Here is a 22069-nt window from a genome sequence, read left to right as displayed (position 1 = left end):
TCGCGAAAATCAGCGTGGTCTGGAAATTGTCAGCAGATCGGCAGGCAGGAGCCTGCTAATCATTGGGTTCCCAGGCAGGAGCCTGGGAACCAGTGGTGGCGATCAGCGAGAAGTGCCGCAAAAGGATCCCATGATCGCAAGGACGGTCAAAGACGGTGACGGCTGTGCTCGATCAATCTGTCACCCTAGTGCATCATCCGGTCTTGATTTTGGGGTTAGCCGTTTTGGCGTTAGCCACGGTTGTGTCACGAAAACCGTGGCGAACGCCAAAACGGCTCATCTACCGAACCCACGTTCTAAGACTGGACGATGCACTAGCGGAAAATCAAGTGATTCACACACAATCGAGACGTCAGCGTCCTCCCATTGACGGTAGAATACATCGGTTACCACGCAGTTCTAGATTCAATTGAGGAGAAACGAAATGCGGATTATCGTCAGTACATTCTTCACATCGCTACTGATCTTGACTGCAGCGACGCTTGTCAGTGCGGAAGACAAAGCGCAGATTGTGTCTTCAACAGTCATTTCGAATCAGCCGCCCCGTGTGTGCGGCACTGATCTCGTCCGATTCAATAATCATTGGTACTTGGCCTACGATGATAGTGTCGATCAGGGGTCTATGAACAGCGCCATTCGTGTTGTTCGTTCCGCAGACGGAGTCGAGTGGAAATCTGAGACGGTACTGAAATCTCAGACTCCGAATCGGGGCCTGTATCGTCCGAGATTCACAGTCTTGTCCGACGACCAGTTGATGGTCACTACGACCGGTGTGGTGCCGAATCCCAACGCCGAGACGCCAGTCCCCGAGTACGGTGGCACCATCAACACGATGGCGTGGTTCACGGGAAACGGACGGAGTTGGGGTGAAACGGATCAAATCGGAAAGAACGATTTCCCATTTAGTCGTGTCGTCAGGCACGGCGAATCTGCTTTCAGTTACGCAAGTGGCTGTATTTGCGGCAACGCCCAAACGATTCATATTTTCTCCAGCACGAACCGCCACCATTTCGAAAGCTTGTACGAAGAGACGTTTCAAGGGTTCTTTCCGGACGAGGCCGCCCTCTTATTCGATGGTGATCAGGGTTATTGCCTGATGAGTCGAACCGACGGCAACTTTGTCGACGATGGCGTGCTCGGAGGATACTTTGGAATTTCTAAGGCTCCTTTTACTGAGTGGAAATGGCAAGAGATTGACGCTCGGATCAAGTACCCGAATCTATTGCAACTACCTGACAAACGTATTATTGCCTCCGTTGGGATCGTCGACCAGAAGAATCGGATTTCACTGTGCGAACTCGATCCGGCAACCGGTAATCTAACTGAGTTGTTGGAGATCCCCAGTGGTGGTAATCTCATGCCAATCGGTCTCGCTTCGGATCGTGGGGATGTGTGGGTCAGCTACCAAGCGGATCACGAAGGAACGCTATCGGTGTATTTAGCACAAGTGAAGTTAGACTGAACGTCTCGACAGAACCTCAATTTGAGAAATCGCATTCCACGGAGCCGGCGGCCGGGACGGCATTGAATTCAAAGAGACTCGCTTTCCTTCGCCCGCCGCTTGGGCTGATCGGGCTTCTCGCAGTCCGTGTGTTGCGACGAGTTCTCTGCGACCGCCTTTGGGGTCGGTCGGGGCGAAGTCGGTCGGGGCGAAGTTCCACTGACCGTCGGTGCGCTGTCGCGACCGACGGCTACCATCTGTGACCGGCTCCGCGGTCAACGGAGAGCCAGCATGCGATCTTTCTGTGTCTGCTTGTTATTCTTTTTAGCAATCCTCATTCCTTGGCTGTCCTCCAGCAACGGATCGCCACTAAAAACACAAAGCAGACACAATATGGAACGCTTAACGCTACCACTGGGATAGGATGATGAAGAAGCAAAGAACTACCGCCAGCGAGCACAGAGAATGATACGTGACATGGATTTGATCCGGAAAATTCTGCTTGCGATTCGTGATCACGATGGGCGTCCCTCTGCCAGTGAAGTGCAGACGCTGATCAACGATACCGACAATGGAGTGTACGGGTATCACATCGCTTTGCTGCTTCAGGGCGGCATGATGACGGGAGTCGACACGGGGCCACGGAAAGATCGCTATGGCGTGTCGACATTGGCCCTGACGTGGGCAGGACAGGATTTTGCCGACAACATCGTGGACGATCGAGTCTGGGTGAGCGCTAAGGAGAAACTCAATGACGCAGGGTTGAACGCGGCGTCATTCGAGATTTGGTCGCAACTGGCCGTTGCAAAGATCAATGAATTCTTGGTTGCCGGTGAGATTGCCTGAGCAAATCATCCGGTAACGCGTTGTGAGACTTCGCCAGTGGATTTGTTTCTCAGGATCAGCTTTCGTTTTCCGTCGGGCATGGTTTCTTCTTTGATCAGGACATGTTGATCATCAAAGTCGCGGTGGCAGCCCACGCGCTGGACATCTTCCCTGCCTCGCCAGATCGGCAGATCGATCGTTTCCCAACGTTTGGATTGCATCGAACGATAGGATGCGTCAACGATTGCGTTGACGATGTAGCCGTCATAGAAATCTTCCACCGGAGGGCGGCGATGATCCAGCGAGTCGAGCATGTCGGCAAACATATCGGTGTAGCCCAACGCAGCGACTTCATCGCCCACGGGGAATAGCCACCCGCGATCCGATTCTGCTTTCTCGGCCACATAGCCGTCCATCCCATCTGCGGAAAACATCTCCATGCCAGTTCGCAGCCAATGGTTGAGCCAGATCGTTCCGCCGGTACCGGAGATTTCATCACGCAGATCCATGCCACCACGGAACGACCAACTGACCTCGAACTGTCCGATCGCACCGTTCTCGTACTTGACCATCCCGATCGCGTGGTCCTCCGTCTCGATCGGATGAACTTGGGTATCACCCCAGCAGACGACCTCCACGGGTCGAATGTCTTTACCGATAAAGCTGCGAGCGATCTCGATGCAGTGGCAACCCATGTCCAGGATCGCTCCACCGCCGGCACGCTGCTTGTCCCAGAACCAATCGCTATGCGGTCCCGGGTGCGTTTCTCGAGAACGGACCCACAGCACATCACCGATGCTGCCCGATCGTACGGACTGCAGCGCTTTAAGCGTTTTGGGTGTGTAGACGAGGTCTTCCAGATAGCCGTGAGCAACGCCTGCGGACTCAACGGCTTGCAGCATCCGCAAGGCTTCCTCGGCATTTCGTCCCAGGGGTTTGGTACAAAAGACGGCTTTCCCCGCCGCTGCTGCCGCCGTCACCGCTTGTTCGTGCAAATCATTTGGCAAGGCCACGATGACCACATCCGTGTCGGCTTCAATCGCAACTTGCATGTCCGTCGTGGCAACATCCACATTCCACTTCGTCGCAAAATCGTTGGCCCGATCCTGCGAGCGAGAGTAAACGACCTCCACCGAATCTCTGCTCCGTCCTCGCTGCAACGCCTGGGTGTAAAACGACCCGATCAGTCCGGTTCCGAGCAGTGAGATTTGTGCCATGACAGATGTCTTTCGTTAGCGGGAAAGGGCATTGAGTTTGGACGAGATCATCCCAGTGTCGTCAATCGCTGTCGGACGGCCTCGTCCTCCAATCGTTCCAGTGGCTCATAGCTTGCATGCTTGCCCAAGATGAATGGATCGTTGTGACGCGTGTTGTAGCAGCAGATCAAAGACCAGCGCGGATCCTCGCTCTCGTTCTTGTCGCTGCGGTGAAGCAGATTGGCGTGAAAAAACAGAACGTCGCCGGGCTCCATCTCGCAGTATACCAATTCGTGATGTTTCATCGCTTGCTCGACCCGCGTCATGTCCGCGCCGACTTGCTCACCCGACATTCCGTGATCGACGCGTCCTATCTTGTGCGAGCCGCGTAGAACCTGGAGGCATCCGTTTGCGCGGGTTGCTCGATCAACCGCCAGCAGCGCACTGGCCATGTCTGGATACAAGCAGCCGAACATATACCAATATCCGTAGTCCTGATGCCACTCCCAAGCTCCCCCGACACGCGGCTCTTTAAGCATCATCTTGTGGTGGTAGTGATACACTTCCGCATCGAGCAAGTACTGCATCGTGTCTGCCATCCGTCGGGATCGTACGACTGCCGCGTACGGGGAACCAGGATCGAGTTCGTTTCGCAGAGCGAGTCGACTTTGGCCACCTGTCGAATCCATTCGCGTGATCGTGTCGGCGTCCAACCCAGAGTCCCCTTTGCTGTACCGCAGCAATCCGGTCATCTCGTCGGCATCAAACAGACCACGAACCATCAGATAGCCGTCGTCTTGGAACTGACGCAGCGATTGGTCACAAATCAGCATTGAATTCATCGTCGTGTGCCATGTGCGAGAGAGGAAAGATGTACGTCAGCCTTTCCAGGCTGACACGACTGAAGGGTGAGGTCAGCCTGGAAAGGCTGACGTACGGGTAGGCTGACATTATTTAGGGGTAGGTCAGCCTGGAAAGGCTGACGTACGCAAATTCCAGCGTACAGGACACATTATGCCAGATCGGGGTCGCTACGTTTGGGTGCGTCCTCGCCAAGCAATTTTGCGCCCGGTGACGTGATTGATCAACGCGATCCATTGCAAGGTGACAAACAGCACCGTTGCAGGGACGTGACAAAATGCGCCCAACCATGATTGTTGCAACACTCGACAAGCAATCAGTCGGGGAAGGTGGGCCAGCACGATCGCCGCTCCGGATATAGCAATCGCAATCGTGCTGTGTTGCAGAGTGGCGACGGCCAGTGCAACGACTGGCAATAGGCTACAGCCGAGCAGCAGCATCGTGAAAACCACGATCAGTTTTGGATTGGCGATGCCCTCCACGGCATTTTTCAAGACGCCGCGCACGACCTGTCCGGCACCGTCGTACATACGACAGCTTGCCAGCTGCGTCCCATCAACAACGTCTGTCATCATGTCCGCGTTTCGATACGCACGAGGCAGCTTCACACCATCGTGTCGAGACTCCCTGATCGCAGCGTGCGTGCCCGCACGCTGATAGTCTCTTTTATTGGTCACGAACAACTGACCACAACCGGCCGCGAACGGGGGTTTGGTCGACTGTCGCATTTGATCCAGTGGCAAATAGCCCAGCAGGATGAAATGCATCATCGGGATCACCCATTTCTCAAGCCAAGTTTCGGTGACTTGGCGTGGAAAGGCGCTCAGCAGGGCGACGTCCGTATCCTGCATCCGAGCGATCAGCCAAGCGATCGCGTGGGGCTGCAAACGGACATCGGCATCGATGAATACGAGGTTGTCAAAGCGAGCCGCATCAGCGAGCAACTTACAAGCGTGTTGCTTTCCGTTCCAGCCGTCTGGCAATTCCGTGCCGTGCAGCAGCCGGACTCGCTGATCGTCGCGGCACAATTGGGAAACGATTTCAGCGGTGCCGTCCGTCGAGCAATCGTCCAAGACGACGACTTCCAGTTCAACGCCGACGCTTGCCAAGGCAGCGGTAACGCTTTGACGAATCCCCAGGGCTTCGTCTCTCGCCGGAATCAGGAGGGAGACACCGGTTGTATTTGCATCTATGTCTGATTCGCTACCGTCTGATCCGGCAGCCAAATCGATTCGAAACAACGGCAGGTTCTTGAGGAACATCGCTGCGGGCAATGCAGAGGACATCAAAGCAGCGATCGCGAGTGTCAAGCTCATTCGGGACGCTCCGATTGCTCGAAGTGTTCGCCGTGAGATGCGCGAAAACGTTTTCCTGTCGCCAATGCCTTGGCTCGACGGAAGGTGTCATAGATCATGCCGCCGCCACGCTTTCCTGGCAGCAGATTTTCAAACGGTGCTGAATCACGCGCGATCGCCAGTGTCGACAGTTCTGCTTGAGTGTCGCGTAGCCGCGTCGTCAACCGCTGCGACCAATCGGACTTGGACAATCCGCTGTCATGGCCGATCGCGATCGGCTCACCAAATTTGACCAAACACTCCGGCAATCGTTCTTCCCAAAACACGTACTCCAACGCCATCGGCAATGCGACTGCGTCGTGGAGTTTGGTACACAAGTGAGCCAGCCCGGGCATCAACGGCGCGGAGTGGTCTCGTGAGTCCGCAAATCGACCTTCCGGTGTCAGCCATAGTGCCGAGCGACTGGCATTCAAGATCGCGGTGCTCTGTTTCAAGAATGCAGCGGCACCCGATGTCGACTGCATTTGAACGCCAAAGAATCCCAGTTTGGCAAACACACGGTATTGCTCAAGTGCTGCAGAATCAATCGGCGCGTAAAACTGTCGCTTGTTAAAAAGTGTTCGGTTCAGAAAGTGTGCGATCAACGGATCCCACCAGGACGGATGATTCGCGTACACGATCAATGCGGCTGATGGATCGACCGATGTGTGTTGGCGAGACTGGCGTTCCAACGCGATCGAATGAAATGCCCGGCGCAGCATCGGCCGGAGGAAGCGATGGAAACCATTCTGCAGCCAATCGGCGACGGGCGGTGGTGTCGGTTTTGTTTGGGTTCGACGTTTGTCGGACGATTCATTCGTGCTCATCAAACCGCCGTCAAATCATCGCTGAGGCTTGTCGACCCAGCTTGCCATTCTGAACGTCTTGATCCAACGAGTCCGCAGCAATCCAACCGCTCATCATCACCATCGGCATTCCGGGGCCTGGATGCGCTGCACCGCCGGCCAAATAGAGACCCTGCAGGTCCTTGCGTCGATTCCCTGGTTTGAAGGCACCGAGGTATTTGCCATGACTGGCCAGACCATAGATGGCACCGTTGAGCACGCGATAGCGATTGTGAATTCCTTCGGGAGTCAGTGATGCTTCGTACTGGATCGAGTCTCGCAAGCCTTTCATACCGGCGCAGCTTTCCAGTTTATCGAGAATCACCTCGCGATATTTGGGCAACATCTCTTTCCAGTTGTGTTGCGGTCGCAGGTAAGGCGTGTGGACCAGTATGTACAAGGCTTCACCGCCCTCAGGTGCTACCGCAGGTTCACTGATCGCAGGAGCACACACGTAGGCGGTGGGGTCCGGCGCGGGTTCGCCTCGGTGGTAGATGTAGTCGAATTCTTCTTCGGGGTCACGAGAGAAGACAAAGTTGTGGTGCAACAGCTGGTCAAAACGTTTGTTCAACCCCAAGTACAACACGACACCACTGCATGCCGGTTCGTATTTGCGTGCTTTTTCGAATTTGTCGCTCTGAGGTGTGTCGTCCAGCAACTCACGATACGTACGCACTGCATCACAATTGCTGACCACGGCATCGCACGAGATCGTTTCTCCGCTCGTGGTGACCACGCCGGTGACTCGATCTCCCGCCGTTTGGATTCGCAGCACGTCGACGTTGGTTCGCACGTCCACGCCCAATTCCATTGCCAGTTTGCACAAAGCCTCTGGGACCGCGCGGGTGCCGCCGACGGGATACCATATGCCTTCCTGAGTCTGCATGTGCGCGATGCCACACAGCACAGCGGGCGACGCGTAGGGTGATGATCCGACGTACTGGGTGAAGTGATCCATCATTTGCGAAACGCGATGATCAGGGACGTAGGATCGAACGACGGATGCAACACTCTTTCCCATTCGCAGCGACAGGACATCTTTCAAAACGGCGGCCGAGAACGCACCGCCGACATCCATGGTGTCGATCAAGCCACCGACGCTACGCCAAAAGAAGAATCGGTCCGAGACGCCGTGCAACTGTTGGCTCATCTTGAGGAAACGCTCGTAGCCGTCACCACTGATTTGCGATCCGGTGAAACGCTGCAGATTCTCTTTCATCGTCGCTGTCTCGGAAACCAAATCCAAGACCGCGCGTTCGTGCCCACCACTGGCTTCGAAAAAACATCGCCACTGTGGATCGAGCGGCAGAATCTCCAGGTAGTCCTCCATCCGTCGGTCGGCTTCCTGGAACACACGCTTCAGGACGCTGGGCAATGTCAGGATCGTCGGCCCCATGTCGAACCGGAATCCGTCGGCGGTGTGCTGCGCTGCTTTTCCGCCTACCCAGTCATTCTTGTCCACCAAGATGACACGATGTCCGCGAGCGGCCAGCACACAGGCGCTCGATAGCCCTGCCAAACCGCTACCGACGACGACGACCTGAAGTGATTTAGAATCCGTTGCAATCATGTTTTCAGCGTTTGATAACGAACCGTGGAGACGACTTGAGATGGATGCCGCGTTCGGCGAACCGGACAACACATTGTTCAGCGAGGCAAGCCCTGGATGGTCGAGTCGATGTCCAGGTGCTGGCGGCCACTGGACGACAAGCATCGCGAACCATGACGCTACCGCCTGGGCAACGTACCCTCACGAGGCCTCGCCATCGCGATTGTCTCTGTTTTTGCCCGCCTTCACCATGCGTCTGAGTCCCGCAATCCTGCATTTCAGCGTCCCGCCGTGTGAAAACTGTAATAAACCGCCCAGCAACTGCTGATCCGATGCCCGGCGGGGTTCCAGATGCGGGGCGATGTTGCCTTTTCGCACACTCACGACTCGGGGGACGGTCATCGCCAACAGTCCTTCGGCTCCCCTTGTGACACCAAAGCCGCTTTCTCCGCGACCGCCCAGCGGCAACCTCGGGTCGGCCGTCGGGGCGATCAAGTCGTTGACGATCACGGTTCCGACCGACAACTGGTTTGCAACCTTCAATGCCTCGGACTTGGGCCCGAACACTGATGCGGCCAATCGATAGGGACACTGGTTGACCCATTGGATGGCCTGCTGAAGACTTTCCACTGACATGATCGACAACACGGGGGCGAACACGTCCGCCGATGCAATGTCGTGGTCCGGTTGTACGTCGCCCAGCAAAACGATCTGCATCTGGCCCGTTTCTATCAATCGATCGCGGTCAAAGACGCCCAGCAAATCCGAGGCGCCGTGATCCAACGCGTCCTGAATCAAGGACGCCGCGCCGAACCGCGCGGCCGGATGGACCACGACGGATTCATCGTCGGCAAACTCAGCTTTCAGGGCGTCCATCAGTGCCGGCATGAACTCAGGCGGCACCATCAATCGGCGGGGACCGATACACGTCGCGCCACTGTTGAACCTCAGACCAAACGCCAAAGCGCGTACGACGCGTTTGAGATCCGCGCCCGGCAACACAATTGCTGCGTCGCATCCGCTGAGTTCCATGATCGAATGGGTCAAGCTCGTCGCCGCGGCAGCCAACACTTTGCGACCCGTATCGGCAGCCCCCGTCAGCACGACCAATTCCACGCCGGAGTTCATCTGTGCGACCGCAGCCTCGGTGGTCGAATCCAGCACTTGTAGTTGATGCACAGGAACTCCCGCATCGTAGAAGCACTTGGCAAGCAATTCGGACGCTCGCTCGGTTCCTGGAGCGGGTTTCAGAAAGACTTGATTGCCCCCTGCCAAAGCCTGAGCGACTTGAACGCCGGGCAACAACACTGGGTAATTCCATGTCCCCAACACCAGCACGCGACCGTGTGGCACGCGAGAGACACGAGCGGATGCTCCCCACAACCAGAGTGGACGTCCCCACCAACCACAGTGGCGGTCCGCCAATACCTTGCGGCCACGTCGCTGAATGAATTTCAGGGCGCTGCACAGTGGCAACAGCTCGGATGCGATCGTCTCGGCTGGGTCGGTGCGCTGGTCACTTTGGCATGCCGCGACCAATTCGTCGGCTGCCCGCGCGACAAACGTGGCAGCGCCGCCAATCAGGCGACACCGCTGGGGCGTGGGCAATCTTTGCCAATTCGTCGTTGATGAATCCAAATCTGCTGAAGCTCCTTGGTCAGCGAACCAACTCGATCGAACCGTGCGACCGGGCGTTTCGCAGCGAAAATTGGACGCCGGCGGGCCGATGATTAAGTGAGCCGCGACGCGCAAGTGGTTTGTTGATTCTAGCCCGTGCTGGGGATTCAATGACTGTAGGATGGGCACTCTTGCCCGTCTGTGTGGATTTATGCCGGCCAAGAGTGGCCAACCTACGGCTAACTCAACTCGCTGGTCAACATTGCGGCTCGCAGTAGTATTTAGTCAGCAGTCTCCTGCGTCGGGAGAGGTGACAGAAATTTGCGGAGCGCCGTGCTGGCATTTCGCTTGAAATTCAACGTGAAACCATGCGTTCTAGGCGAGACTCGCTCGGGTGACTGCTGATAGGCGCAGACTGTTTTCGTGCCAATCCGAGCAAGTCGTCTCGTGCAAACGTGTAGCGACGACTGTGGTGAGTCGCGTTGATAATCCGCGTCTAGTGGAGCCGCTCCAATGACTCTGCAGCTCTCACATTCGATGGGTCGACCGCCAAGGCACGCTGGTACTGCTCGATCGCGCCTTGGCGATCACCGGAGTACTCCAATGCCTCGCCAAGCTGGAAATGCACGCCCACAAGTCGCGAATCAAGTAACAGGGCCTGTAGAAAGCACTTGGCAGCGAGGTCTGGTTGGCGATTGAGCATGTATGCCCTGCCAAGATTGACGTAACCCTCTGCCATCTCAGGAAACTCGGCGATTGCCCTTTGCAACAACTCGATTCCAGTCGCGAGGTCGCCCGCCTTGCTGGCCGAGATCCCCATGTTCATGTAACAACTGGCTTGCAGAGATCTTTCTTCGTGCACGCTGATGTTACATCCGATGAGGGACAACAAGAGGACCGCAGCAGCAATGCCTGTCGATCGCCATCGTCGCTCCCGGACTCTCAAAAACAGTTCAACCGCACCTGCCGCCGCAAACGGAATCAGCAAAATCGCGATCGGGTTGCGGTATCGCCCCAATATAAAAAACCCGACAACAGCGGCGATCATCGTTAGCAACAACAGATAGTGCAGCCACAACCGCCGCCAGTCCTCACCAGTCGCGATCAGCCCCCAAATCGCCAAGGGACACAGGATGCCAAAGTGCCAGATTCGGCTTAGCTTCAGCGGGAATGAATAGTCACGAAAGATGTACATGCTCTCCACGTCGGGGACTTCATAGCGATTGAAGACCATGAACGTCTTGGCGATCATCAGTTGCAACCAACGACCGGGAGATTGCCTTATTTCTTGCCAAGCCCTCGACATCCAAAACTTTGAGACTTCGCGGGCAGACAGCTCACGCCCGACCGCCTGTTCAGCCAAACGCTGAGCATCAGCTCGCTCATACATGGGCGTCTCGTGACCTGGAACCAACGGAACGTAGATTCCCGTGGCATCCAAATTGTTGCCGATGTAAAAGTTGGGTCCCGCTTGAAACGTCGTCGGCGACCACTCGCCACCCAGCGAAGCGTTTCGCGCCGCGACAGGTAGCAAAATCAATGCGATGCCGCCTGCGTAGCAACCAACAAGCATCCATCGGTGTCGACTCGTCTCGCCAATCCCCAGCAGAATCCAAATCGGAATGAGCGGCGTCCACAGCAAGGCGTTCTCTCGCGTCAGCACCAACAGGCCCAACGAAACACCAGCCATGACCGCATGCCACCATCGCGACTCACTTTGCAGATAGGCACATGACGCCATCAGGGCACACAGTAAAAAAGTGGCCAGGGCAGCCTTTTGAATGATGCCGTCGTAGTAAATCGCAGGCGGATAGGCAGCCAGCATGAATGCCGCAATCAGCCCAACTCTCTCCGAAAACAACTTACGCCCCGCGAGACCAACCAGGCCGACACCGGCTACGCCCAGCACCATTTGAACAAGCCGGATCACGGTGATACTGGGGCCGAAGATCTTGATCAGTACCGCCAAGAAATACGGATAGAGCGGAGCTTGGTAAAAGGTCTCGGTGCCATACCAGTCGCCATCGCTGATTCTGACCGCCCAGTCAACGTACCCCCTGGCGTCACCAAGCAGCCGCACCAACGTGGGGACTTCAAACGTCTGCAAGACATGCAGCAGGCGCAGAAAAAAAGCGAGCCCGCAAATGCTCGCTAGGAGGATCGCAAACGAAGCACGACTTGTGAAAACACTGCCAGAGGAGGGCATCTCCTGGCCTGTGGACGCTTGACGGTCAGAGTGCAATCGATTCTTGCGTCTAGCCATCAATCAACGCCGTGCGTTCTACAAAATCATTGACGTAGCGGACTATTTCTTGACGTCCGATGCCGCTGCATCTTCCATCTGCTTGTCGTAATCATCCAGCTCTTGCTGAATTTCAGCCGGCGATCGAGTGTCTTCGATGACGGTATTCCCAGAACTTCCACAACCAACAGCCGAGAAACAAAGGGCGAAAGCGAACATGGACAAATAAACCAAGCGTGTCATTACAATTGCTCGATCAAAAAGTGAGGTGGGGGGGGCAGGCCTGCAACAAGCCTTCCATTCTTCCTCGAACCGGTCTGCAACGCAAGTAGCCGGTCTGCAATTTGCCTCGCGAGTCGGTCCGATCACGTTTTTCCTTGATTATTCATCCGCGGCAGCGTGATAGCGGCTTGCCGATTCCGTCGTAGGTCAGTCACCCTTGGCCGAAATCCGTCACTCCGTCGACCGAGAGTGCCCCACCCGCGATGAAACCAACACTTGGTTGGCTTTACCAACAGAAACCTGCATTTCAGCGGCGCGTTTGTTATTCTAGTGGTCTGGGACAACTTAACTTTAGGGTAGTGGATCTTGTTCAAGATCCTGTAGCCGTGGGATCTTTGGCAAGATCCACTACGGCAAACCCCAACTTCTAGCTGTCCCAGACCAATAGTGCATCGTCCAGTCTTGATTTTGGGGTTAGCCTGGACTGCTCAAAGTTTGGGGTTGACATTGTTTTTTCAGTCCATGTTTTTGTTCCATGCATCGCAATCAAAGTGAGCCTCAGGCGCTAGCCGTGGGCCGGCACCACAATCCGCCTCAGGCCCACGGCTATCGCCTGAGGCTCACTGGGGCTACCGGCTGCGCCGGCAGAGCCTCAGGCGCTAGCCGTGGGCCGGCACCACAATCCGCCACAGGCCCACGGCTAGCGTCTGAGGCTCACTGGGGCCACCGGCTGCGCCGGCAGAGCCTCAGGCGCTAGCCGTGGGCCGGCACCACAATCCGCCTCAGGCCCACGGCTAGCGCCTGAGGCTCACTGGGGCCACCGGCTGCGTCGGCAGTAGGGACATAAACTTGCGCAAAACCAAAAAGACACAACACCAAACTTTGAGCAGTCCAGGGTCAGCCGTTTTGGCGATCGCCACGGTTGAGTCGCGAAAACCGTGGCTAACGCCAAAACGGCTCATTTATCAAACCCACGTTCCAAGACTGGACGATGCACTAGATGCCTCTGGCATTCTCACCGTTCCTTATATGTCAAACCTACTTCCCACTCTCTCCGCAGAGCCCACCATGAACCACCCTCAAAACGCCAAGCCTCAAACCGACCGCCGTACGTTTCTCTCTCGCACTGGAAAAACGGCTGCGGCAGCCACGCTGATCGCCGCGGCGGGACAACGCGTGCATGCAGCAGAAGAAAACGAGATCAAGGTTGCTCTGATCGGTTGTGGAGGTCGAGGTACCGGTGCAACTCTCAACGCACTATCGGTCGACAACGGACCGATCCGATTGGTCGCAATGGCCGATGTCTTTGACAACCACATCAGCACTCGCCTTGCATCGATCACCAGCAACGAAGCCGTGGCGTCCAAGGTGGACGTGACTCCGGAACGCCGATTCGTCGGCTTCGACGCCTACAAGCAAGCGATGGATTGCCTTTCGCCGGGCGACATCGTGATCCTGGCCACTCCGCCGGCGTTTCGTTGGGTGCAGTTCACCTATGCGATCGAGAAAGGCCTCAATGTCTTCATGGAAAAACCCGTCACCGTGGACGGCCCCACCTCGGCTCGGATGCTGGAGCTGAACAAGAAAGCCATCGACAAGAACCTGAAAGTCGCGGTCGGCCTGATGTGCCGTCACTGCAAAGCTCGCCAAGAACTGTTCCAACGAATCCAAGACGGCGAGATCGGTGACGTCACCATGATGCGTGCCTATCGGATGGCGGGACCGACCGGTTCCGCTGCGGCAAAACCGAACGAAGACCCCAATCTCAGTGAGTTGCTGTACCAAATCAAAAACTTCCACGGCTTCCTCTGGCTCAGCGGCGGCGCCGTCAGCGATTTCTTGATCCATAACATTGATGAGTCGTGCTGGATGAAGAACGACTGGCCCGTCAGCGCGATCGCTTGCGGCGGTCGCCACTACCGTGGAGACATGGTCGACCAAAACTTTGACTCCTATTCGATCGAATACACCTTCGGCGACGGGACCAAGTTGATGGTCGATGGGCGGACCATTCCCGGATGCAAACGCGAGTTCGCCAGTTACGCACACGGCACCAAAGGTCTTGCCGTGATTTCATCGGCTTCCCACACGCCGGCCAAAGCACGTATCTACTCAGGCCACAAAATGGACCAGGACAAGCTGCTGTGGGCGTACCCTCAACCTGAGCCCAACCCCTATCAAGTCGAATGGGACGATTTGATCTCGGCGATCCGATCTGACACCCCGTACAACGAAGTCGAACGTGGCGTCATGGCCAGCGCAGTCACGTCCATGGGCCGCATGGCGGCGCACACCGGACAAGAGATCACGCTGGAGCAGTTCATGAGCTTGGACCACGAGTTCGCTCCCGGCATCGATCAACTGACGCTGCAAAGCGAATCGCCGCTGAAAGCCAACGCGGAAGGCAAGTACAGCGTGCCGATGCCCGGTTTGGTCAAGAAACGCGAGTACCTGTAGTTCGCGATTCCCATCGCACGATCGAATGCTGCCCCCCGCGTCCGACGACGATCGCGGGGGGCATTTTTTGTGCGACGACAGTGGTTGATGCAGTTGGGTGAAGCCGTGAACGGAACTCAATCAACCAATCGCACCCTTGAGTTCGTTGCTTTGAAACGACAAAGACAACGAACTGTGTTGACTCGTCCAACGCAAGCGAACCGACTCGGAGAGTCGAACGACAGTCGCTCGACTTTCCAAGTCGAAAGCGTTCCCCGCCAAACATTCTGACAATCCCAAACTTGTTTTTCGACTCGGAGAGTCGAACGACATAGGATGAAAACAGGCCGATGAAAATCACCACACTTCTGCTGATCATGTCTCTAGGCGCAGCGTCAGCGTACTGCCAGGACTCCACGCCCGCCGCCACCTCGTCGGATTCGGACGTCGACCTCAAGTCCTATTTCACGCCACCGGTCCAATGGCAGGGGAAACTTGGTGACTACCGTTCGCCGCTCCTGTTTTCCGACGGACGCCGTGTGACCGATGCCCAGCAGTGGCAGCAGCGAAGACAGGAGATTGCCAATCAATGGGAACAGCTGTTGGGGAAATGGCCGCCATTGATCACTGAGCCTTCAGTCAAAGTGCTGACATCGACCAGTCGTGAGAACTTGACGCAGCATCAGATTCGCTTTGCATGGACGCCGAACGAAACCACAACCGGCTATCTACTGATCCCAGAGGGCGATGGCCCGCATCCCGCCGTTGTGGTCGTTTATTACGAGCCCGAAACGGCGATCGGACGCGGCAAAGCGGATCGAGACTTTGCCTTGCAACTCGCACGACGTGGCTTTGTCACTCTCTCCATCGGTACCACAGAAGCCTCGGAAGCAAAAACGTATGCGATCTACCATCCGAGCATCGATGACGCGACCGTCGAGCCGCTTTCGATGCTGGCCTACGCCGCAGCCAACGCGTGGTACGTCTTGGCCAGTCGTCCCGAAGTGGACGCGAATCGAATCGGCATCATGGGGCACTCGTTTGGCGGAAAGTGGGCCATGTTTGCGTCATGCCTGTTTGACAAATTCGCTTGTGCCGCATGGTCCGACCCAGGCATCGTGTTCGACCAGCAACGCGGTAGTGTCAACTATTGGGAGCCCTGGTATCTGGGATACCATCCCCCGCCCTGGCGTCCACGCGGAATGATCACACAAGAGAATCCTTCACGAGGCCGTTACCCGGAGATGGTTGCCGCCGGCCGTGACTTGCATGAACTGCACGCTTTGATGGCCCCACGCCCCTTTCTCGTTTCCGGAGGCAGCGAAGATCCGCCCAAACGTTGGGAGGCGCTCAATCATTCAATCCAAGTCAATCGGTTACTCGGATACGAGGACCGAGTGGCCATGAGCAACCGCGATGAGCACTCACCCAATCCGCAATCCAATGCGATCATTTATGCGTTCTTTGAAAAGTTTCTCAAAGAACACGATTAGACGTAGGACGTCACGAAACGCTCTGACCCGTGACGCACAAGAACCGCTTCCGTTCAGAAATGGCGTAGTGGCTTTCGCCAGAAATCCTTGGCGAAAGAAATCCCGGCGAATCCCACGACCAAGTGCGCCGGTATCCAACGTGGGGCAGGTTTGCAACCTGCCGCTATCAGTTTGGCAGGTCACAAACCTGCCCCACCAGCAACCGAAGGCAAAACTCATAACCGCTTGATCAGCATGATTTCGCCTCGGCGGTTGATGAACACTTCGTCCATCAAACTCGTCAACAGCAGCATGCCGCGGGCTCGCTCGTCAGAAAAACTGTCAGGTGTGCCAGGCAGCGGACCTTGTTTCAATGAACCCCCTAACCCTTGATGTGCCAGAGTGATCGTCAACGCATCGTCGTTGGCATCGATCCAGACAGAGATCGCTCGCTGCAACTTGTGGACGGTGTCTTTGTCATGTCGCATCGAGTCGGTATGCGACATGGCTTGCGCGAAGGATAGCGGAGTCTTGCTGATCGGTAATTCTAAATTTTCGTGCAGCATCGTGTGGTAGTACAAGTAATGCAACGCTTCCGCGATCCGAATTCGATGCCCCGTGTGCAGCAACCGCATGGTGGTCATCATCTGCAACTGCAAGCAAACCAACGGAGTGATCCGGTCGATACATGAGTCGGTCGCGAATTCAAAAGCGGATCGCCGCAACACGCCTTTGATCTTCATCGCCTGAGTATGGGCGTGAGCGAGTTGTAGCACTCGGTGGGTTGTGTCGCGAAGCTGAATGTGGATGTGTTCTTTGGAAAGGTATGTGACAGCTCCCGCACTGAGTGCTTCCGCTGCCAAGCCTTCGCTGCCGTGTCCGGTCAACAGGATCGCAGGGATGGCGGGATGTTGAATCTGCATCTCGCGGATCAAGTCCAAACCGTCCATCACCGGCATCTGCATGTCGGTGACGACCACATCGACATGATGTGTATTCATCACGTCCAACGCGTCTCGACCATGCTGCGCCGAACGGATCGATATCCCATGTTCTTGCAGAACCGATTGCGCAAACACGATCTGTGTCGGGCTGTCATCAACTAGTAGGATCGTCGGCATCTCAATCATCTTTTCAGCGTACTCTCTCAGACGAGCCTCAATCTTAATCACGCCCTTCGGTCCCTGCCCGCGAAGGTCTCTATTTGACCCCCAAATGGTGAAAAAGAAAGACACCGCAACGCCGGGCTGCCCAGTCTGGGCTGTACAAAATTTGGGGTTGTGGCACTAAGGCGCTCCGCAAGTTTCTGTCACCTCTCCCGGCGCAGCTGGTGGCGCCCAGTGAGCCTCAGGCGCTAGCCGTGGGCCTGAGGCGCTAGCAGTGGGCCTCAGGCGCTAGCCGTGGGCCTCAGGCGCTAGGCCGTGGGCCTCAGGCGCTAGGCCGTGGGCCTGAGGCGCTAGGCCGTGGGCCTGAGGCGCTAGCCGTGGGCCTGAGGCGGATTGTGGTGCCGGCCCACGGCTAGCGCCTGAGGCTCACTCTGATTGCGATGAATGGGACAAAAACATGGACTGGAAAAACAATGTCAACACCAAATTTTGAACAGCCCACGCTTAGCCGTCTAGGAATTGTCCCGAAATGACTTCCGATTTGCCCGTAGCGAAAGTTGACAAGACTTTCGGCATCTTGCACGCTGCCGAAACTCTTGACGAGTTTCGCTACCTGGAACTTCATTCAGGACAGCTCCTTAGGCGAACGTGAGGGAGAGGGCCGTCTGAGCAAGTAAGCGTTCGGAATTGGCATATGTTCGACAGGGCACGCTGTCGACTTGGAAAGTGGAGCGACGATTCTCGTTCCACTCTCCGAGTCCAAAACGAGAACCATCATACGCCCAAACACAAACCATACGCCCCGAGCCGAGACTCTCTTTTTTCATCAGCCTCGTTTTGCGATGAAAATTTTGGAATCCAGAGCCTCACGAATCGCGACCACTTGCGGATCGTCTCCGACGATGTCTCTCGCCAACTGGTAAACAGTCTCGGCGCCCTCCAGATTTCCTTGCAGCATCAAGATTTCGGCTTGAACCACATACAACGCCTTTGCTTCGGAAATATGCAGGCGTTTCCGAAGCGAGTAGAGTGACATTTTCTCGTTCGCCTCCTCCAGCTTTCCGTCTCTAGCAAGAAGACTCGCGAGGGCCAAACCAGCGAAAATGTAGTCCGGCGATCGTTTATGTATCTCGCTAAACGCTGCGGTCGCACGTTCGACAGAAAAATCGTCGTCGCGTTGAAGCCACGCCAACGCCTTGTTGTACGCCGCGTTGGGATTGAGTGGGTCAATCTTCAACGCCTCATCGAAAAGCCTCTCGGCATCATCGAATCGTTCGTCATACAGTGCGTCCACTCCCTCTGCGATCAGTTCGTTGACTTGAGGGAAGTCGCTTGCCCCGACCGAGTCCTCAATGATTTCTGCCTGATGAAAGGCGACTTCACTCCATTTTCCACGCGCGAAGAATGGATGTGGACCTTCATCGACGAACTCGCGCCTCCAAAGCTCCGACAACACCTTATGTCGCAAGGAGTCTGAGCCGCGATCCGACATGGAAAACGTCTTGAGGTGCTCCAACGCCTCCTTGCTACCCTTTGCTAGGGCGAACGCCACCGCGAATGTTCTCAGCGCCTCATCTCCCCGGTCCAAGAAATGCGGTAGCAACTTCGTCTGTCCGGAAGCCAAAGTCGAATTGGATGCCGAGCGGAGAATTTTCGAACACTCTCGCATTCGCGTTATAGGCAACCATTGAGCCATCGAACCGGGCCATGGCGCATGCCCTGCCCTCGCTCGCAAATCCTCGAGGTTCTCGGACGCCTCACCACCGCCCGGCAATAGGTCGGCAGCACGCGTCCAAAGCCGTTCGGCATGTGATTGCTCGCCGAGTCGACACCGTACATACGCTTCAAAGTGAAGGTGCATTCCTTGAGGAATATCGTCGACCAACAACGATTGCGGGATGGACTCGATGAACTTCAGCAGTTCGGTGTCTTTACCCATCATTGACAATAACTCTTCCGCAGCGACGATCGGGTCTTGGGAATCAGGAGGATTGGAAACAAGCTCCTCAGCGAATGCCGTACACTCTGCTTCATCTGCAAATCCACCGAGAAAACGAAGCTTGGTCAGCAGAATTCTTGAGAACCAGTTCTCTGGAAAAACACGAGTTGCTTCCTCCGCCACCTTCACCGCTTGTTCCAGATCGCCGCTATGAAACAGAGAGATCGCTAAGTTGTTTCGAGCGGAGCAAAACTCGGGGGCTTCGGCGATCAGTTCTTTACAGAGTCGCTGAACATCGTCAAAGCGATTCAGCGAAAGCGCTGCAATGGACTGTTCGTGCAGCGATTGCAGACGCAATCCTCGTTCGTTGTATTCAAACCCCGCCATTTTGAGTCGCGACTTGGTTTCCACCTCGGCCGGCCCCAGCAACTCGTGAGCAATGTTGGCTTGAGGATGATCGGGCCAGCGGGAGAGAAATTGACGAAGCGCCAGGAGTGCCACGGCGGTTCGAGAACCGAACGTGGAGGCCTTGCCGAACAGCAACAGGATTTCGGCGTCGTTGGGTGTCAAACGCATCAACCGACTGGCATGGTGAGCACATAGGTCGTGCTGGTTGGTGCGTTCGTACAACATTGCCAAGGCTTCGATCACGGCCAAGTAGGTGCCTTGCCGATCCAGTCGTTCTAGAATTGCCTGAGCGTCCCGATACCTGCCTTTGAGTATCATTGCGTGGGCGTCGCTGACTCGAGCCTCTTGGTTTCGGCTCAGTCGCGTCACGACTTCCATCACACGAGAAGATGCCCGCTGTCGCCGCCGCGTTGGCAGCATGCGTTTCTTTGGCTTCCCTTTTCCTTTGGATGTCTTTCCCACCGGAAACTCCTTTTCGTCGTACGTACCAGGAAAAAAGCAACTGAGCAAACCGCTATTCACCGCGTTGGCAACACGCTATCGCGGATTACATAACACGTGTCCAGCATTGGAACATCAGCCCAATCCCAAGTTCAATTTGCTAGCATTCGAGTCATCAATGTCCCATGTGTTCCGCTGTCGTTCTCACTCGCTTCAATTTACTGTGTCTGACGTCCATAACGCATTCAGCGATGAAGGCCCGTCGCGGATCATTCACGTGACGCAACAAGAATCTCCAACGCGTGAGCCCAAATCAGAAACCGTCTGAATGCCCCAGCCTCCGCATCTACTGACCCTGAACGCCACGTCGGATGAGCTCAATGCGACAATGACTCGCCAGTGTCACTGGCGTTTCTTGACGTCGGCGTCACAGAGAAACGGGCCACTCGCCCGTCACTGCCAGCCATCCAGCCGATTCCTGATCGCTGATCAAAATCAAATGTGTAATAGGACTGATCGGATTGTTGATGCCATGAAACTCCATCATCGTTCGAGATCGCAACGCCGGTTCGCCCGACGGCAAGCCACGTGTTTTCGGCGAGGTGCCCAACGCATGCTTTGTGAGGCACCTTTGGCGGAGAATCCGCGAGCTTCCACGTCACACCACCGTCGTCAGTTCTGGCAACATTTCCTCGATCAAGCGTCGGCGCCTTGTAGTCTCCTCCGACAATGACGCCATGTTGTGTGTCGCGGAATGCAATGGAAAAGATGCCGGATGATTCATTGCCATGTGTCACTGGAGGCGTAGCGATCGACCATGTTTTACACTGGTCTTGCGAATGAAAAACTCTGGCAATGGAGCCGCCTGTGGCGACGAAGACATAGCGGTCGGCGACGAGCGTCAGGTTCGTTCCGCTCGCTGCGAAACCATACTCGCCCTCTTTGACTCTCGGCCCTTGTCCAGCCACCCAATTCTGTCCGCCATCGGAAGATTGATACAGATCGAGACGCCCATCGATGGGATCACCGACCAGAACTCCGCGCTCGGCATCAAAGAAATCAATCGCATTAAAAAATCCGCGTTCATCATCATTGGTTAGAACGGTGGACCATGAGGCACCGTTGTCGTCGGATCGAAAAATGCGAGACAGATTGCCAGGGCCTGCGCTCATCAACAAGACCACGTTAGGTTGCGGAAGAGCGATGTCACGAAAATCGAGGTCCTCAGAGCCAGGGACTTGAACAACGGACCACTTCTGCCCCGAATCAGTGGTGCGGATCACCGTGCCGCCGCTCCCCGACACCCAACACTCGGTCGCCGAACGGACCGCGATTCCTCGAAACGATGCTTCAACGCCTGTCCCTTGCGACTCGATTCGTAGGACATCTTGTCCGGTCAGATTTCCGGAGGCGAGTGACAAGAAAAAAAGGACGACAATCAGATGTCGCCCTAGAATATTCGGCATCGTTTTCAAGGTGCTTTGACTTTCAATTCGACGGGGTGTTGCGATTGTCAAATGGGCAGAAGACATCGTCACTCAAATCGATGAACTCTAAAATGTTTTGTAAGCGAATTGTGACACCACCACAGAATGCCAATCATTCCCGCTAATCAGTGGCTTGTGAGTTTCAGGCCCGTGATGGAGACCAGCAAGAGGAGCAGAAAGAAAAAACGCAACGGCGTTGCTGTTTCACCCAGCACCGTCATTCCGAAAATGGTCGCTCCAAATGCGCCGATCCCCACCCAGACGGCATAGGCAGTGCTGATCGGGAGGGTACGGGCAGCAACTGCCAATAGATACATGCTGGCGACAATACCGATGATGGTTAGGACACTCGGCAACGGCTTTGTGAAACCATTTGTGAACTTCAACCCAACCGCCCAACCGGCTTCAAGAATGCCGGCGACCACGAGCAGAAACCATGCCATGACGAATCTCCATGATTGTGTAGAGCGTCGTCTTGTCTTGACCGGGTACGGCGCGTCTCGTCCGGGCTGGAGTAGCGATAACTGCTGGAATTCTTAACCGCCGTCAAAGCAAGGTCAACCGTGGCATAGTGGTCTGCCCCCAGCAGGTTGAACAATGCATTCGGTGGTCGCTCACGCTCCTATCAGCCATCGACGGTTCGTCGGT

Annotated in this window: 16 protein-coding genes and 1 riboswitch; of the genes, 4 read left to right on the top strand and 12 right to left on the bottom strand. The window is 55.8% G+C overall.

Going from position 1 to position 22069, the window contains the following annotated elements; genetic code table 11:
• Positions 1–424: 424 nt before the first annotated feature.
• On the top strand, positions 425–1462 hold the full coding sequence (locus Pla52nx_RS09665) for a hypothetical protein (RefSeq protein WP_146519153.1): 1038 nt from the start codon (positions 425–427) through the stop codon (positions 1460–1462).
• A 444-nt stretch (positions 1463–1906) separates the two neighbouring features.
• Positions 1907–2287: a DUF2513 domain-containing protein gene (locus tag Pla52nx_RS09660; RefSeq protein WP_146519154.1), complete on the top strand. Its 381-nt coding sequence runs from the start codon at positions 1907–1909 to the stop codon at positions 2285–2287.
• A gap of 5 nt (positions 2288–2292) precedes the next feature.
• On the opposite strand, the gene Pla52nx_RS09655 is transcribed toward Pla52nx_RS09660, so the two are convergent.
• The 8 genes from Pla52nx_RS09655 to Pla52nx_RS09620 form a co-directional block, all read right to left on the bottom strand.
• The gene (locus tag Pla52nx_RS09655) at positions 2293–3483 is read right to left on the bottom strand and encodes a Gfo/Idh/MocA family protein (protein ID WP_146519155.1); all 1191 of its coding nucleotides are present in this window, start codon (positions 3481–3483) and stop codon (positions 2293–2295) included.
• Between the two features lie 47 nt (positions 3484–3530).
• Positions 3531–4304: a phytanoyl-CoA dioxygenase family protein gene (locus Pla52nx_RS09650; protein ID WP_146519156.1), complete on the bottom strand. Its 774-nt coding sequence runs from the start codon at positions 4302–4304 to the stop codon at positions 3531–3533.
• 189 nt (positions 4305–4493) lie between these two features.
• On the bottom strand, positions 4494–5639 hold the full coding sequence (locus Pla52nx_RS09645) for a glycosyltransferase (protein ID WP_146519157.1): 1146 nt from the start codon (positions 5637–5639) through the stop codon (positions 4494–4496).
• Entirely contained in the window at positions 5636–6484 is an 849-nt protein-coding gene (locus tag Pla52nx_RS09640; protein WP_146519158.1) for a lysophospholipid acyltransferase family protein, read from the bottom strand. Before Pla52nx_RS09640 ends, Pla52nx_RS09645 begins: the two co-directional genes overlap by 4 nt.
• 10 nt (positions 6485–6494) lie before the next feature.
• Positions 6495–8072, bottom strand: coding sequence for a phytoene desaturase family protein (locus Pla52nx_RS09635; protein ID WP_146519159.1), 1578 nt, complete (start codon positions 8070–8072; stop codon positions 6495–6497).
• Positions 8073–8252: 180 nt separating this feature from the next.
• Positions 8253–9689: an aldehyde dehydrogenase family protein gene (locus Pla52nx_RS09630; RefSeq protein ID WP_146519160.1), complete on the bottom strand. Its 1437-nt coding sequence runs from the start codon at positions 9687–9689 to the stop codon at positions 8253–8255.
• A 475-nt stretch (positions 9690–10164) separates the two neighbouring features.
• Positions 10165–11931: a tetratricopeptide repeat protein gene (locus tag Pla52nx_RS09625; protein WP_231741843.1), complete on the bottom strand. Its 1767-nt coding sequence runs from the start codon at positions 11929–11931 to the stop codon at positions 10165–10167.
• Positions 11932–11973: 42 nt separating this feature from the next.
• On the bottom strand, positions 11974–12153 hold the full coding sequence (locus Pla52nx_RS09620) for a hypothetical protein (RefSeq protein ID WP_146519161.1): 180 nt from the start codon (positions 12151–12153) through the stop codon (positions 11974–11976).
• Positions 12154–13200: 1047 nt separating this feature from the next.
• Between Pla52nx_RS09620 and Pla52nx_RS09615 the strand changes: the two genes are divergently transcribed.
• Together Pla52nx_RS09615 and Pla52nx_RS09610 are read left to right on the top strand one after the other, a co-directional pair.
• On the top strand, positions 13201–14589 hold the full coding sequence (locus tag Pla52nx_RS09615; RefSeq protein ID WP_146519162.1) for a Gfo/Idh/MocA family protein: 1389 nt from the start codon (positions 13201–13203) through the stop codon (positions 14587–14589).
• Positions 14590–14918: 329 nt separating this feature from the next.
• Positions 14919–16061, top strand: coding sequence for a dienelactone hydrolase family protein (locus Pla52nx_RS09610; protein WP_146519163.1), 1143 nt, complete (start codon positions 14919–14921; stop codon positions 16059–16061).
• Positions 16062–16276: 215 nt separating this feature from the next.
• On the opposite strand, the gene Pla52nx_RS09605 is transcribed toward Pla52nx_RS09610, so the two are convergent.
• The 4 genes from Pla52nx_RS09605 to Pla52nx_RS09590 form a co-directional block, all read right to left on the bottom strand.
• Entirely contained in the window at positions 16277–17212 is a 936-nt protein-coding gene (locus tag Pla52nx_RS09605) for a response regulator (RefSeq protein WP_146519164.1), read from the bottom strand.
• Positions 17213–17972: 760 nt separating this feature from the next.
• Entirely contained in the window at positions 17973–19955 is a 1983-nt protein-coding gene (locus Pla52nx_RS09600; RefSeq protein WP_146519165.1) for a tetratricopeptide repeat protein, read from the bottom strand.
• Positions 19956–20311: 356 nt separating this feature from the next.
• Positions 20312–21400 carry a WD40/YVTN/BNR-like repeat-containing protein gene (locus tag Pla52nx_RS09595; protein WP_146519166.1) on the bottom strand — a complete coding sequence of 363 codons (1089 nt, stop codon included), beginning with the start codon at positions 21398–21400 and terminating at the stop codon, positions 20312–20314.
• Positions 21401–21546: 146 nt separating this feature from the next.
• On the bottom strand, positions 21547–21864 hold the full coding sequence (locus Pla52nx_RS09590) for a DMT family transporter (protein WP_146519167.1): 318 nt from the start codon (positions 21862–21864) through the stop codon (positions 21547–21549).
• Positions 21865–21885: 21 nt separating this feature from the next.
• A riboswitch (guanidine-III (ykkC-III) riboswitch) is annotated at positions 21886–21945 on the bottom strand.
• Positions 21946–22069 lie beyond the last annotated feature (124 nt).

The sequence above is a fragment of the Stieleria varia genome (assembly GCF_038443385.1).
Classification (GTDB): domain Bacteria; phylum Planctomycetota; class Planctomycetia; order Pirellulales; family Pirellulaceae; genus Stieleria; species Stieleria varia.
Note: the sequence above shows the minus strand (reverse complement) of the source record. Positions and strands in the feature narration are given on the sequence as shown.

Bases quoted from the DNA above. Each gene is read 5' to 3' on its own strand.
- Pla52nx_RS09665 (WP_146519153.1), top strand. From the start codon at position 425: ATGCGGATTATCGTCAGTACATTCTTCACATCGCTACTGATCTTGACT.
- Pla52nx_RS09660 (WP_146519154.1), top strand. From the start codon at position 1,907: ATGATACGTGACATGGATTTGATCCGGAAAATTCTGCTTGCGATTCGT.
- Pla52nx_RS09655 (WP_146519155.1), bottom strand. From the start codon at position 3,483: ATGGCACAAATCTCACTGCTCGGAACCGGACTGATCGGGTCGTTTTAC.
- Pla52nx_RS09650 (WP_146519156.1), bottom strand. From the start codon at position 4,304: ATGAATTCAATGCTGATTTGTGACCAATCGCTGCGTCAGTTCCAAGAC.
- Pla52nx_RS09645 (WP_146519157.1), bottom strand. From the start codon at position 5,639: ATGAGCTTGACACTCGCGATCGCTGCTTTGATGTCCTCTGCATTGCCC.
- Pla52nx_RS09640 (WP_146519158.1), bottom strand. From the start codon at position 6,484: ATGAGCACGAATGAATCGTCCGACAAACGTCGAACCCAAACAAAACCG.
- Pla52nx_RS09635 (WP_146519159.1), bottom strand. From the start codon at position 8,072: ATGATTGCAACGGATTCTAAATCACTTCAGGTCGTCGTCGTCGGTAGC.
- Pla52nx_RS09625 (WP_231741843.1), bottom strand. From the start codon at position 11,931: ATGGCTAGACGCAAGAATCGATTGCACTCTGACCGTCAAGCGTCCACA.
- Pla52nx_RS09620 (WP_146519161.1), bottom strand. From the start codon at position 12,153: ATGACACGCTTGGTTTATTTGTCCATGTTCGCTTTCGCCCTTTGTTTC.
- Pla52nx_RS09615 (WP_146519162.1), top strand. From the start codon at position 13,201: ATGAACCACCCTCAAAACGCCAAGCCTCAAACCGACCGCCGTACGTTT.
- Pla52nx_RS09610 (WP_146519163.1), top strand. From the start codon at position 14,919: ATGAAAATCACCACACTTCTGCTGATCATGTCTCTAGGCGCAGCGTCA.
- Pla52nx_RS09595 (WP_146519166.1), bottom strand. From the start codon at position 21,400: ATGCCGAATATTCTAGGGCGACATCTGATTGTCGTCCTTTTTTTCTTG.
- Pla52nx_RS09590 (WP_146519167.1), bottom strand. From the start codon at position 21,864: ATGGCATGGTTTCTGCTCGTGGTCGCCGGCATTCTTGAAGCCGGTTGG.